Consider the following 13,689-nt stretch of genomic DNA (forward strand, 5'->3'; position numbering starts at 1 on the left):
CGAACTTTATTGAGCGCCGAGCTTCTTGATCAGCACGTCGAGCTGCGCCATTTCATCTTCGGTCAGGTCGGTCAACGGTGCGCGCACGGGACCGGCGCTGCGGCCAATCAGCTTCGCCCCCGCCTTCACGATACTCACCGCATAACCCGCCTTGCGGTTGCGAATCGCGAGGTACGGCATGAAGAACTCATCGAGCAGGCGGCCAGTCGTCACGCGATCCTGCGATGCCACCGCTTTATAAAACTCCATCGCGGTCTTCGGAATGAAGTTGAATACCGCCGATGAATACACCGGCACGCCCAGCGCCTTATACGCTTCGGCATAAACCTCGGCCGTCGGCAAGCCGCCGAGGTACGAAAACCGGTCACCCAGCCGGCGACGGATCGTCACCATGTTTTCGATCTCACCCACGCCGTCCTTGAAGCCGATCAGGTTCGGGCAGGTATCGGCGAGGCGTTCGAGCATGTCGGCGTTGAGCTTTGAATTGGCGCGGTTATACACGATTACGCCAATGTTCTTCACCGCCTTGCACACCTGTTCGACGTGCGCGGCAATGCCTTCCTGGCTGGCTTCGGTCAGGTAATGCGGCATCAGCAAAATACCGTTCGCGCCAAGCCGTTCGGCCTCCTGCGCATAAGCAATCGCCACCCGCGTCGCACCGCCCGCACCGGCGAGGATCGGCACACGGCCCTTGCAGGTTTCCGTTGCCGTGCGAATCACGTTCGAATATTCGCTGTGCGTCAGCGAGAAGAATTCGCCTGTGCCACCGGCCGCGAACAATGCCGTCGCGCCATACGGTGCAAGCCATTCCAGACGCGCAGCATAGGTATCGGCGCGGAAGTCGCCTTGTTCGTCGAAGTCGGTCAACGGAAAGGACAGCAGCCCTTCGGAAACGATTTGCTTGAGCTCTTGAGGTGTTGTCATGGTCGGTCGTGAATTGGTTTTTGGGTGAGTCGCTAAATGCGCCGTTGAGTTGAGAAAATCAGCGCACGAGGCACGGGCGCTTGTTGTCGAAGGTCCAGTTCGGGATCAGGTATTGCATCGCGATGGCGTCGTCGCGGGCGCCCAGACCGTGTTCTTGATACAGCGCGTGGGCTTTATCGAGTTCGTCCATATCGATGTCCACACCCAGTCCCGGCCGCGCCGGCACCTTCACCTTGCCGCCCACGATCTGCAGCGGCTCGCGCGTCAGATGCTGGCCGTCCTGCCAGATCCAGTGGGTATCGATGGCAGTAATCTTGCCGGGCGCTGCCGCCGCGACGTGCGTGAACATGGCGAGCGAAATGTCGAAGTGATTGTTCGAATGCGAGCCCCACGTCAGGCCCCACTCGTTGCACATTTGCGCCACGCGAACCGAGCCTTGCATCGTCCAGAAATGCGGATCGGCGAGCGGAATGTCCACCGATTGCAACTGAATCGCGTGGCCCATCTGGCGCCAGTCGGTCGCGATCATGTTGGTCGCCGTCGGCAGGCCCGTGGCACGACGGAATTCAGCCATGACCTCGCGGCCGGAATAACCGTTTTCGGCACCACACGGGTCTTCGGCGTAAGCGAGCACGTGATGCTGGTCGCGGCACAGACGCACCGCTTCGGATAGCGACCACGCGCCGTTCGGGTCGAGCGTCACGCGGGCTTTGGGGAAGCGTTCGGCGATCGCCGTGACCGCTTCGATTTCCGCATCGCCGGAAAGCACGCCGCCCTTCAGCTTGAAATCGTTGAAGCCATAACGCGCGTGCGCGGCTTCCGCCAGCCGCACGATGGCTTCAGGCGTCATCGCTTCTTCGTTGCGCAGGCGGGTCCAGTCATCGGTGCCGTTTGTGCCCTCGGAATAGGGCAGGTCGGTCTTCTTTTTATCGCCGATATAAAACAGGTAGCCGAGCATCTCCACTTCATCGCGTTGCTGGCCTTCGCCGAGCAACGCCGCCACGGGCACGCCAAGATGCTGGCCGAGCAAGTCGAGCAACGCGGCTTCAAGTCCGGTCACGGCATGGATGGTCGTGCGCAAGTCGAAGGTCTGCGTGCCGCGTCCGCCGGCATCGCGATCCGCAAATTGCTTGCGCGTGGTGTTGAGCACGGCGTGCAGATTGCCGATCGACTGGCCGACGACGAGCGGACGCGCGTCATCGATCGTCTTGCGGATGCTCTCGCCGCCCGGCACTTCTCCAACGCCCGTATGCCCCGCGCTGTCGCGCAGGATCACGATGTTGCGCGTGAAGAACGGGCCGTGCGCGCCGCTGAGGTTCAGCAACATGCTGTCGCGGCCGGCAACCGGGACCACGCGAAGTTCAGTGACGGTGGGCGTGGCGTTCTCAGCGGTTGAAACGCTTGGGTTCGGGGACATGGACGTGCTCAGTGTGAGTTGATTTGGGCTCTTAAGCGGCCGGGGTCGGGTTTGGTTCGGTGGCGTGTTCGGGGCGGCCGGTCAACCGGTCCTTAGCGAAAAACGCGATCACGGCCGCGATGATCGACGCAATTCCCAGCCCATACAGACCGCCGGAGATCGAGCCCGTGTGTTGCTGCAGATAACCGAACGCTGCCGGCGCAAAAAAGCCGCCCAGGTTGCCGATCGAGTTGATCAGCGCGATCACGCCGGCCGCGACGCGTACATCGAGGTATCCCTGCGGCAGTGGCCAGAACAGCGACGCCGCTGCTTTAAAACCGATCGCAGAAAAGCAGATGGCGACGAACGAAAAGACCGGGTTCGCCGAGGTCGATGCAAACAATCCGCACGCAGCAATGACCAGTGCGAGCGCGAGCCACGCCTGCTGGAAGCGCCATTTCGCCGACAACATCGCGAAGCAATACATCGCGAACATCGCGATCAGCCACGGTACCGCGTTATAGAGGCCGACCTGGAAATCGCTCAGGCCGCCCATCTTGCGGATGATGGTCGGCAGCCAGAACGTGGCGGCATAAATAGTCAGCTGGATCGCGAAATACAGCACGCAGAACAGCACGATCTGCGGGTCTTTCAAGAGCCTTGTGATCGGCAGATGCGCGTTGCCGGCTGCTTCCCGCTCTGCCTGCTCGCGGGCAATCGCGGTGCTCAGCGCCTGTTGTTCTTGCTCGGAGAGCCATTTGGCGTCGCGGGGATGGGACTTGAGCATGAACCAGCTCACGCCGCACAGCAGGATTGAAAACAGGCCTTCGATCAGGAACATCCACTGCCAGCCGTGCAGGCCGAAGCCGCGTATCGAAAGCAGGGCGCCTGACACGGGTCCCGATAACACCGACGCCAGTGCCGAGCCGCCCAGGAAGATCGCGACCGCTTTGCCACGCTCTTTTTGCGGCAACCATTGTGTGAAGTAATACACCACGCCCGGGAAAAAGCCGGCCTCGGCAACGCCTAGCAGGAACCGCATGACATAGAACGACGTGTCGTTCCAGGTGAAGGCCATGGCGCCCGCGACCAGGCCCCAGGTGAACATTATCCGCGTGAGCCACGCGCGTGCGCCGAAGCGCGCCATCAGCACATTCGACGGCACTTCGAACAACGCATAGCCGATGAAGAACAAGCCGCTCCCCAACCCGTACGCCGCGGCGCCAATCCCCAGGTCCGTCTGCATATGCGTGTTGACGAAGCCGATATTCACCCGGTCGATGTAGTTCGCGATGAACATGATCAGGAAAAGCGGCAACGCGTGGCGCTTAACTTTTGACGCCGCCGATGTCAGCGCGTCGGGTGTCGATAAGGTGAGGTCGGGCGTCACAAAAATTCATCTCCGGATGACTTCCCGGTCAGTCCGGGGTATCGATGCGACCGCCGTAAGTCAATTCGCAGTCTTACAACGTGTGATACGTTGTCTGATGACATTCTAAAAGTGGTATGAGGACGGTCAAAATGGGTGTTAACCCGTGTCCGCAGCGCGGTTCCCGATGTATGAGATGTAATTTTCATCGATTGTGCTGACGAGATTATGGATTAAAGTCGGACGTCAGACAAGATCATTGATGTTAGGGGATGTGCTGGCAGGAGTTGGGCACCTGCTGATGCGACTGCAGGCGCCCGTCTGTGAGATAGATGTTATTCGGTCACTCGGCGCTGGCGTTACGCGAGCTGCTTTAGCCGGCCGCTTCGCTTGACTGATTCGCGCGGCGCAGGCGTTCCCGGCTATTCGATAAATGCATGCGCATGGCGGCGCGCGCGCTTTCGGCGTCGCGTCGCGTGATGGCTTCGAGGATGCTCTCGTGCTCAAGATTGACCAGCGAGACGTACGCTTTCGGATCGGCTTTCGCAATCCCCGCTGAATCGATGCGGTTTCGCGGGATCAGGGCGCTGCCCATCTGGGTCAGGATATCGACGAAATAGCGGTTTCCGGTCGCCCGGGCGAGCGCGATATGGAACTGGAGATCGGCCGCGACGCTGTCGCTGCCGTTGCGGCTGGTGGCCTCTATTGCGTCGAGCGCCGCGCGCATGCGCACGAGATCTTCCGGCCGCGCGCGCTGTGCGGCGAGGCCGGCGCATTCGGTTTCCAGGCTGATACGCAATTCAAGCACGGACAACACGTCACGCAAGGTGGTGGCCGGCACCATGTCGATGCCCAGTTTTTCGCGACGTGGTTCCAGCACGAAACTGCCAATGCCATGACGTGTTTCGATAACCTCGTTGGCCTGCAGGCGAGAAATACCTTCACGTACAACCGTGCGGCTCACGCCGAGCGTCAGCATGAGTTTCGCTTCGGTGGGGAGCTTGTCGCCCGGCTTCAGCGCAGCGGATTCAATCTGTTCGATCACGTAGTCGAACACGCTTTCCGCCAGGTTTCGGGCGCGTCGGGGTGTTATGACGGATGTGAGGGATTCGACCATCAGAAACGCTCCTTGGGTCAGCCGGGCGGCGGTGTCGTAGTTCGGAAGTGCAGTGGATAGACAAGATTATACCGTTGTCTGACGACCATCAATTTTAAAGATTGGATGATCGGGTTAAGCGGGTGATCTGATTGAAGGGAGAGGCTGGGGGGCGGCACTCGTTGACCAGACGAATATATGTTCAACTGTCCTGATTGATCGATGGCGCTGAGGGCGGCATCGATACTGCGGCGTATTTGTGATCCCAAGATTATTGAGCTTGATTTACGGCCCAGAATGCAAAAAGCCCAATCTTTCGATTGGGCTTTTCGAGCTGAAATCTTTTTGGCTCCTCGACCTGGGCTCGAACCAGGGACCTACGGATTAACAGTCCGGCGCTCTACCAACTGAGCTATCGAGGAACATCTGCAGCAGAGAAACGAAATTATATGGAGGAGAATCTAGCCTGTCAACACCCTGCGTTCATCTCAATTCAAAAAGTCACAAACTAGCGAAGCGTTACTCAGAATGCCACGACGTGTGGCCCCTCGGGCTCAACGCGCCAACAGCTCAAGCTTCTCTTTCACGTCCTTGAATTCGTCGGCCTCGGGCAGCGGCGCCTTGGTCTTGGTGATGCTCGGCCAGCCGCGCGACAGTTCGGCGTTCAGTTCAATGAAATGCTGTTGATCACCGGGGACATCTTCCTCGGCATAGATCGCATTGACCGGGCATTCGGCGACGCAAACAGCGCAATCGATGCACTCGTCAGGATCGATCGACAGGAAGTTGGGACCTTCGCGGAAGCAATCCACTGGGCACACGTCCACGCAATCGGTATAGCGGCACTTAATGCAGCTTTCGGTCACAACGTGAGTCATTCAGGCTCCTGCATACAGAATTCGTGGGAGGCGGCGAGGGCAACATGAAGTCGGGGTCCAGCCAGCGAAACGAGCGTCTCTAACCGAGAGACTCTATTCGGGGCAGGGGTATAGAGCTTTGAGCGCTTTAGCCTAACTATATAACCCGACTGTGCACGATCTGCGCGCCAAAACCGATATTGTAGCGTACCGGTATATTTGAGCGCGACCCCGGGTTAGAAGACCTTATATCGTTTAGTGATTTGTTTATGGGTCGCCGGCGCGCTCCTGCGCACCTGCTGTCCAGCGTGTTTCGCCAGAGTGGGCGTGCCGCTCCGGCTGGACACTTCGGGTAACATGCACTGGAGGCCGCCGGGGGCAAAGCAGGCAGTGCATTGGGGCGTGCCGGGTCCGTTTGCGGTTTTATCCGCGCGCTTGTGGGCGGTTCTACTCGCCCTTTACTCGCGCTTTTACTCGTTTCCCTAGCCGTTCGTCTGGAACCATGATTATCCATTCGCTGCTCGACACCGATCTCTACAAGTTCACGATGATGCAGGTCGTGCTGCATCACTTCCCGGCAGCCCACGCGGAATACAAGTTCCGCTGCCGCACGCCGGATATCGATCTCGTGCCGTATATAGATGAGATACGCGACGAAGTGCGCCAGCTTTGCCATCTGCGCTTCAAGGAAGAGGAGCTCGAATATCTTCGCCGGATGCGCTTCATCAAGAGCGATTTCATCGACTTCCTCGCGCTCTTTCATCTCAACGAGAAGTCCGTCACGATCAAGCCCTCCGCCAAGCAGAACGGCGAGATCGACATTGATATTGTTGGTCCGTGGCTGCACACCATCCTGTTCGAGATTCCGATCCTCGCGATTGTCAACGAGGTCTATTTCCGCAATACGCAGCGCGACCCGACCTTCGATACCGGCCGTGACCGCCTGCATGACAAGATCCAGTTGCTCGGCGGCCGCCCCGAAGTTGCCGACTGCAAGATCGCCGACTACGGCACCCGCCGGCGGTTTTCCAAGCAGTGGCATGAAGAGGTGATCCTCAAACTGAAGGAAGGCCTGGGCGAGCAGTTCACGGGCACGAGCAACGTCTACTACGCGATGAAGCACGGCTTGCGTCCGCTCGGCACCATGGCGCATGAATACCTGCAAGCTTGCCAGGCGCTCGGCCCACGGCTGCGAGATTCGCAGATCTTCGGCTTCGAGATGTGGGCGAAGGAATATCGCGGCGACCTGGGCATTGCGCTCTCCGACGTCTACGGCATGAAGGCGTTCCTCAACGACTTCGACATGTACTTCTGCAAGCTTTTCGACGGCGCCCGCCACGACTCCGGCGACCCGTTCGACTGGGGCGAGCGGCTGATCCGCCATTACGAAGAGAACCGTTGCGACCCGCGCACCAAGGTGCTGGTGTTCTCCGACGCACTCGACATTCCGAAGGTCCTGCGTCTCTACGAACGTTTCCATGGCCGCTGTCAGCTCGCCTTCGGCGTGGGCACCAACCTGACTAACGATCTTGGCTATCAGCCGTTGCAGATCGTGATCAAGATGGTTCGCTGCAACGGCCAGCCCGTGGCCAAACTATCCGATTCCCCCGGCAAGAACATGTGCGACGACCAGGCTTATCTTGCCTACCTGCGCCAGGTGTTCGACATCGCTAAACCCGTGGATGAACTGTAACTCGCGAAGCTGTTGTTGAAGGTCGATGCTGCCCCGCGTTAGCCGTTCGGTCGAGGGTATTCGAGTGGGTGCGATCGTTATAATCGAGTGCTTGATCGACGCACATGCCGCGATTCAAATGCCACGCGGCAAACGCCGCGTGGCACTCGCCACGACGCACAGGCCAACGAGGACAGCATCATGAAACCATCGGCCGTACGCCGGATTTCAAGCGGTAGCGCTCCAGCATGAGCACGTCCGTAAACAGGCAACGTTTATGGCAGGGCCTGGCGCTGCTCTTGCTGCCCTTGACCGCATCCGCGGCATCGCTGAATGGCGCCACGCTGTCTCCGCTATGGGCACTTCCGTTCGCCGGGATCCTGTTGTCCATCGCGATCGTTCCGCTGATCGCGCCGCATGCCTGGCATTCTCATTTCGGCAAGATATCGGCGGCTTGGGCGCTCCTGTTTCTTGTCCCTTTTGCACTTGGCTTCGGTACGCAGGTTGCATTCGCGACCTTCGTGCATGCCATGCTGGAAGAGTATGTGCCGTTCATCATCCTGCTCACGGCGCTGTTTACTGTCGCGGGCGGCATCTGCCTGCATGGCGACCTGCACGGGTCCCCGCGCCTGAATACCGGGCTGCTCGCGCTTGGCACGGTGCTCGCCAGCATTATGGGAACAACGGGCGCGGCCATGCTGCTGATTCGCCCGCTGCTGCGCGCCAATGAACATTGCAAGCACGTTGTGCATCGCGTGGTGTTCTTCATCTTTCTTGTGGCCAATGCCGGCGGTTCGCTCTCGCCGCTCGGGGATCCGCCGCTGTTCCTCGGCTTCCTGAATGGCGTGAGTTTTTTCTGGACCACGGTGCATCTCGCCGCGCCAACGCTCTTCATCTGCGTGGTTTTGCTGGCGCTCTTCTATGCGCTCGACCGCTATTACTTCGCCAAGGAAAAGGTGGTCCATAGGAGCGAGGTAAAAACGCCGTTGAGCGTGGACGGCAAGATTAATTTCGTCCTGCTCGCGGCGGTGGTCGCGCTGGTGTTAATGAGCGGCTTGTGGAAGCCGGGCATCGAGTTTGATGTATTCGGTACGCATGTCGCGTTGCAGAACGCCGTGCGCGATGGGCTGCTCGTCGTGGTGACGCTCTTGTCGCTCGTGCTCACGCCGAAAAGCGCGCGCGCAGGCAACGCGTTCAACTGGGCGCCTATTGAAGAAGTCGCGAAGTTGTTTGCCGCCATCTTCATTACCATCGCGCCCGTGATCATGATCCTGCGCGCGGGTGCGGACGGTGCGTTTGCCGGCATCGTGCACATGGTGACCGATGCAAGCGGCAAACCCATCGACATTGCGTACTTCTGGGCGACCGGCCTGCTGTCGTCATTTCTCGACAACGCGCCGACTTATCTCGTGTTCTTCAACCTTGCTGGCGGTGACGCCCCAACGTTGATGACGACCGGCGCCACCACGCTCGCGGCCATCTCGGCCGGTGCCGTGTTCATGGGCGCGAACAGCTATATCGGCAATGCGCCAAACTTCATGGTCAAGGCGATTGCCGAATCGCGCGGCATCGTGATGCCGGGATTCTTCGCGTATCTTGGCTGGTCGACCGTTATTTTGCTGCCCTTGTTCCTGCTTACTGGATGGCTGTTCTTTTAGGAGAAGTCGATGAAGAAAGTGCTGGTTGCGCGCCCCATTTTCCCGGACGTTATCGAACGTCTCCGGCAGTATTTTGAAGTCGATGCCAACCCGGGTGCACCGCTTGGCTCCGACGAATTCGCGCGCCGCATGGCTGATCGCGACGGCGCCTTGCTAGCAGGCGATCCCGTCACGGCGAAGGTCCTAGAAGGCGCGCCGAACCTGAAGGTCGTGTCGAACATGGCCGTGGGTTACAACAACTTCGACATGCAGGCGTTGAACGCGCACGGCGTGCTCGGCACCAATACTCCGGACGTGTTGAACGAGAGCACGGCCGACTTCGGCTGGGCGCTGATGATGGCCGCTGCAAGGCGTATTGCGGAATCGGAGCACTTCCTGCGCGCGGGCAAGTGGGGCACATGGTCCTACGACGCGTTCCTGGGCACCGACGTATGCGGTTCCACGCTCGGTGTGCTTGGCATGGGCCGCATTGGTCAGGCGCTCGCCCGGCGCGCGCGCGGGTTCAACATGCGCGTGATCTATCACAACCGTTCGCGCGTCGCGCCGGAGATCGAGGCGGACCTGAACGCAGAGTATGTATCGAAGGCGGATTTGCTCAAGCGCGCTGATCACGTCGTGCTGGTGTTGCCGTACACCGCCGAGAATCACCACACTATCGGCGCGGCTGAACTGGCAAGCATGAAACCTACGGCTACGCTGACGAACATCGCGCGTGGCGGGATTGTCGACGACGCTGCGCTGATCCAGGCGTTGCGCAACAAGACCATCGCGGCGGCCGGGCTCGATGTGTTCGAAGGCGAGCCGAATTTCGATCGTGATTTCCTGACGGTGTCGAACGTGGTGCTCACACCGCACATTGCCAGCGCGACCGAATCCACGCGCCGTGCCATGGCCAATCTCGCCGCGGACAACTTGATCGCCGCGCTGGGTGAAGGTCCGCGCGCGGGCAATCCGCCAAACCCGATCAATCCGGAAGTGCTCAAGAAATGAACATGTTGTTGCTGTTGAGCGTAGGTGTCGCTGTCCTCGCGATCGCTCTGGTGATCGCGTTGGTGCTGTTGTTGCGACCGAAGCGCGGAACAGAGGTCGAGGAGCAGTTCGAGGCGCTGGCCGATCGGATCATCGATATGGGCGAAGCGCACGCGCGCGGCCAGGAGCGGCTTGAACGCAACGTGAGGGGCGAAGTCACCGAAACGTCCCGCGCGTCGCGTACCGAGGCGGGCACCGCGTTCGCTCAATTCCAGCAGACGCTCGCGACGCAACTCGCGAGCATGGCGAACGTCCAGAGCACGCAGCTTGAGGCGTTCTCCCGGCAACTGGTCACGCTGACGGAGAGCAACGCGCTGCAAGGCCAGCACGCACGCGATGAACAAAGTCAGGCGCTGAAGCGTTTCGGCGATGCCCTCACGTTGCAGCTCGCGCAGATGTCGGAGTCGAATGACCGTCGCCTGACTGAAGTGCGCGCAACGCTAGAAGCGCGGCTGAAGGATATCGAAGCGAACAACGCGGCGAAGCTCGAAGAAATGCGCCGCACCGTCGACGAAAAGCTGCACGCCACGCTCGAACAACGGCTGGGTGAATCGTTCAAGCTGGTGTCGGACCGGCTGGAACAGGTGCATCGCGGATTGGGGGAAATGCAGACGCTGGCGGCAGGGGTTGGCGACTTGAAGAAGGTGCTGACCAACGTGAAGACGCGTGGAACATGGGGCGAGGTGCAGCTCGAATCGTTGCTCGAACAATTGCTGACGCCGGACCAGTACGCGAAGAATGTCGCAACCATTCCGAAGAGCAACGACCGCGTGGAGTTTGCAATCAAGCTGCCTGGCCGTCACGACGCGCCCGGCCAGAGCGGCCCGAATGCGGTGGCTACGCCGGTGTGGCTGCCTATCGACGCGAAGTTTCCGCGCGAGGACTACGAACGTCTGATCGATGCGCAAGATCGAGCAGATGTGGTGGCAGTCGAGGAGGCGTCACGTGCGCTGGAAGGCCGCATTCGTGCGGAGGCGAAGGCCATCGCCCAGAAGTATGTTGCGCCTCCACACACCACGGACTTCGCGTTGTTATTTCTGCCTACCGAAGGCCTGTATGCAGAAATCCTGCGCCGTCCTGGGTTGACCGATTTTCTGCAGCGGGAATATCGGGTGAGCGTGACGGGGCCGACCACGTTGACCGCGTTGCTGAATAGCCTGCAAATGGGGTTCAGGACGCTGGCAATCGAGCAGCGTTCCAGTGAAGTCTGGCAAGTGCTCGGCGCAGTGAAAACGGAGTTCAGGAAGTTTGGCGAAGTGCTGTCGAAGACGCGCTCGCAGCTTGAGGCGGTGACGCGCTCTATTGAATCGGCGGAAACGCGGACGCGGCAGATGAGCAAGAAGCTTCGCGACGTGGAAGCGTTGCCGGGCGAGCAGGCGGCCAACCTGCTCGGCGATGAACGTGAGGAATCAGTGGAACGCCACGAACCTGGCGCTTAGAACTCGGTCCTCAAGCCGCAGCAGGCGAAGCCAGCGTAGCCAATGCGTCGCCGGTGATGCGCACGATGCGCCAGTCGGGCAGCACGGTTGCGCCCATCTTCTCGTAGAAGCCGATGGCGTTTACGTTCCAATCGAGCACGGTCCATTCGAAGCGGCCGCACTGGCGTTCCACCGCAAGCGCCGCCAAGGCACGGAGCATCTTGGTGCCGAGTCCGCTGCCGCGAATGCCCGGTTTCACGTACAGGTCTTCCAGATACAACCCGCGCTTGCCTAGAAAGGTTGAATAATTCTGGAAGAACAGCGCATAACTCACTATGCGGCCGTCTTCTTCGGCCACCAGCGCTTCGGCACACGGCCGCGCGCCGAACAGCGCGTCGTGCACGCCGGCCTCGGTTGCAATGAACATGTGCATGAGCTTTTCAAACTCGGCCAGCTCGATCATCAAGCTAAAAATCGCGCCGACATCGGCGGGCGCTGCGGGTCGGATCTGAGTGCTCATCATGCCTCTTCCGGCGCGTCGGACAAGACGATCTCAATGCCGCCGAATCGCGACGCCACCCAGTTGTAGGCGTGGCACGCAATCCACAGCAAGATGAAGCCGAGAATGGCATTGAGCAGCAGTGCGCTTGTCACGGTGCTCAGTTCGACTGAGCCGTATCGGAAGAACGCAACCAGCACGCCAAGCAACACGATCGGTACGCTGAAGGTCAGGTACACGAGAATCAGCGCTTTGGCCGTTTGTCCCGGCGCGATGAACGAAATCTGTTTTTTCATGAAGGAAAAGCCCCGTCAGTCATAGTGCAATGCATTCGAACCGTCCGTTTTAGCCGCGCATGTCGCGACGGCAGTTCAGGTTCTTAAGGTTCAGGTTCTTGAAGCAGGTTGTCGAAAAGCCTTTGAAACTAGATCAGGCCGTCGAATGGCAGGATTTCGACGCTGTCTCCGGCATCGATGTTTCCTGCGTCGTGCTTCAGGACAATGAAGCAATTGGCTTCGCTCATTGAACTCAGCACGCCCGAGCCTTGCGGCCCGGTGATCACCACATGCCAACGCCCGGCGGCGTCCCGGCGTGCAACACCGCGTTGAAACTCCGTGCGCCCGGCGCGTTTGCTGATCGGCTGCGAACTCGTCGCCGATATCAACGGCAGCGCATGCGGCGTCGCGCCCGACATGGCGAGCAGCGCCTCGCGCACGATGAAATAAAACGTCGCCATTACCGCGACGGGATTGCCCGGCAAGCCAAAGAACAACGCAGACTCGCCTTCGCCCGGACGCTTGCCCGACCACAGGCGGCCAAACGCGAGCGGCCGGCCCGGACGCATCGCGATCTTCCAGAACGCCACGTCGCCAAGCGCGTTCATCAGGTCATGCGTGAAGTCAGCGTCGCCTACGGACACACCACCCGAACTGATCACCACGTCGGCATCTTGCGTAGCCTGACGCAAAGCCTGTTCAAGCGATGCACGATCGTCACGCACGATTCCCAGGTCGACCGGTTCCACGTTCATCCGGCGCAACATGGCGAAGAGGGTATAGCGGTTACTGTCGTAGACACAACCCGGCGCCAGCGCTTCACCAACCGAACGCAATTCGTCGCCGGTTGAAAAAAACGCGACACGCAAGCGCCGTTGCACCGCGACCTCGCCAATGCCCAGCGACGCAAGCAAACCAAGATCCGACGCGCGCACGATACGACCCCGGCGCAACGCCGGTTGGCCCTGCGCGAGATCCTCGCCTGCGAGCCGCCGATTCGCGCCGCGCACGATACGCGCTGCGGCGAACGTGATGGCGTCACCGGTGCGCTGTACGAGCTCTTGCGGAACGACCGTATCGCACCCCGGCGGGATCAGCGCACCGGTCATGATGCGCACGCACTGGGCGGCGAGCGGACGACCTTCGAAGGGTTGTCCGGCGAGCGCGGTTCCGGCGACCGTCAAGCGAAGCGGTTCATCATCCGATCCATCCGGCAACGTGGAGCCATCGAACGCATAACCGTCCATGGCCGAGTTGTCGTGGAAAGGCACGTTGATCGGCGAGATAACGTCTTCTGCCAGCACCCGGTCGAGTGCGTCGAAGAGACGCACGCGTTCCACTTCGATACGGCCGCGCGGCAACGCCCACTGGCGCACGATTTCCTGCGCCGCGCTGACGGGCAGCGCGTTCGGATCGTACTCGGCGACGCAGCTCGAAAAGTGCCTGGGTGTGTTCATCGATGGGTGGAGCGGAAGTCGCGATCAAAGCCCGCGGGC

General features: G+C 60.2%; 12 protein-coding genes and 1 tRNA gene. 4 read left to right on the forward strand and 9 right to left on the reverse strand.

Annotated features, from left to right (window positions below; translation table 11 throughout):
• Positions 1 to 6 precede the first annotated feature (6 nt).
• From kdgD to fdxA, 6 genes are all read right to left on the reverse strand, one after another.
• Positions 7 to 924, reverse strand: a complete 918-nt coding sequence (kdgD, locus tag ACMX25_RS07550) for a 5-dehydro-4-deoxyglucarate dehydratase (RefSeq protein ID WP_414948968.1) — start codon at positions 922 to 924, stop codon at positions 7 to 9.
• A gap of 58 nt (positions 925 to 982) precedes the next feature.
• The gene (gene gudD / locus ACMX25_RS07555) at positions 983 to 2,341 is read right to left on the reverse strand and encodes a glucarate dehydratase (protein ID WP_414948969.1); all 1,359 of its coding nucleotides are present in this window, start codon (positions 2,339 to 2,341) and stop codon (positions 983 to 985) included.
• A 31-nt stretch (positions 2,342 to 2,372) separates the two neighbouring features.
• Positions 2,373 to 3,710, reverse strand: coding sequence for an MFS transporter (locus ACMX25_RS07560; RefSeq protein ID WP_414948970.1), 1,338 nt, complete (start codon positions 3,708 to 3,710; stop codon positions 2,373 to 2,375).
• Positions 3,711 to 4,062: 352 nt separating this feature from the next.
• The gene (locus ACMX25_RS07565) at positions 4,063 to 4,806 is read right to left on the reverse strand and encodes a FadR/GntR family transcriptional regulator (RefSeq protein WP_414948971.1); all 744 of its coding nucleotides are present in this window, start codon (positions 4,804 to 4,806) and stop codon (positions 4,063 to 4,065) included.
• Between the two features lie 325 nt (positions 4,807 to 5,131).
• Positions 5,132 to 5,207, reverse strand: a tRNA-Asn gene (locus tag ACMX25_RS07570).
• 132 nt (positions 5,208 to 5,339) lie between these two features.
• Entirely contained in the window at positions 5,340 to 5,663 is a 324-nt protein-coding gene (gene fdxA / locus ACMX25_RS07575) for a ferredoxin FdxA (protein ID WP_299707510.1), read from the reverse strand.
• 481 nt (positions 5,664 to 6,144) lie between these two features.
• Here fdxA and pncB point away from each other — a divergent pair, with 481 nt between their 5' ends.
• The 4 genes from pncB (at position 6,145) to ACMX25_RS07595 (ending at position 11,440) form a co-directional block, all read left to right on the forward strand.
• Positions 6,145 to 7,335 carry a nicotinate phosphoribosyltransferase gene (gene pncB, locus ACMX25_RS07580; RefSeq protein WP_414948972.1) on the forward strand — a complete coding sequence of 397 codons (1,191 nt, stop codon included), beginning with the start codon at positions 6,145 to 6,147 and terminating at the stop codon, positions 7,333 to 7,335.
• 227 nt (positions 7,336 to 7,562) lie between these two features.
• Entirely contained in the window at positions 7,563 to 8,972 is a 1,410-nt protein-coding gene (locus ACMX25_RS07585) for a sodium:proton antiporter (RefSeq protein WP_414948974.1), read from the forward strand.
• Between the two features lie 9 nt (positions 8,973 to 8,981).
• The gene (locus ACMX25_RS07590; RefSeq protein ID WP_414948976.1) at positions 8,982 to 9,962 is read left to right on the forward strand and encodes a 2-hydroxyacid dehydrogenase; all 981 of its coding nucleotides are present in this window, start codon (positions 8,982 to 8,984) and stop codon (positions 9,960 to 9,962) included.
• A 2-nt stretch (positions 9,963 to 9,964) separates the two neighbouring features.
• Entirely contained in the window at positions 9,965 to 11,440 is a 1,476-nt protein-coding gene (locus tag ACMX25_RS07595) for a DNA recombination protein RmuC (RefSeq protein ID WP_414949073.1), read from the forward strand.
• Between the two features lie 10 nt (positions 11,441 to 11,450).
• Here the strand turns inward: ACMX25_RS07595 and ACMX25_RS07600 are convergent, their stop codons facing one another.
• From ACMX25_RS07600 to moeA, 3 genes are all read right to left on the reverse strand, one after another.
• The gene (locus ACMX25_RS07600) at positions 11,451 to 11,942 is read right to left on the reverse strand and encodes a GNAT family N-acetyltransferase (RefSeq protein ID WP_414948978.1); all 492 of its coding nucleotides are present in this window, start codon (positions 11,940 to 11,942) and stop codon (positions 11,451 to 11,453) included.
• Complete coding sequence (locus tag ACMX25_RS07605) at positions 11,939 to 12,214, reverse strand: hypothetical protein (protein WP_031363462.1); 276 nt, start codon at positions 12,212 to 12,214, stop codon at positions 11,939 to 11,941. Before ACMX25_RS07605 ends, ACMX25_RS07600 begins: the two co-directional genes overlap by 4 nt.
• Before the next feature lie 128 nt (positions 12,215 to 12,342).
• Complete coding sequence (gene moeA, locus ACMX25_RS07610; protein ID WP_414948981.1) at positions 12,343 to 13,650, reverse strand: molybdopterin molybdotransferase MoeA; 1,308 nt, start codon at positions 13,648 to 13,650, stop codon at positions 12,343 to 12,345.
• Between the last annotated feature and the right edge of the window lie 39 nt (positions 13,651 to 13,689).

This window comes from Caballeronia eucalypticola (assembly GCF_047608185.1).
Classification (GTDB): domain Bacteria; phylum Pseudomonadota; class Gammaproteobacteria; order Burkholderiales; family Burkholderiaceae; genus Caballeronia.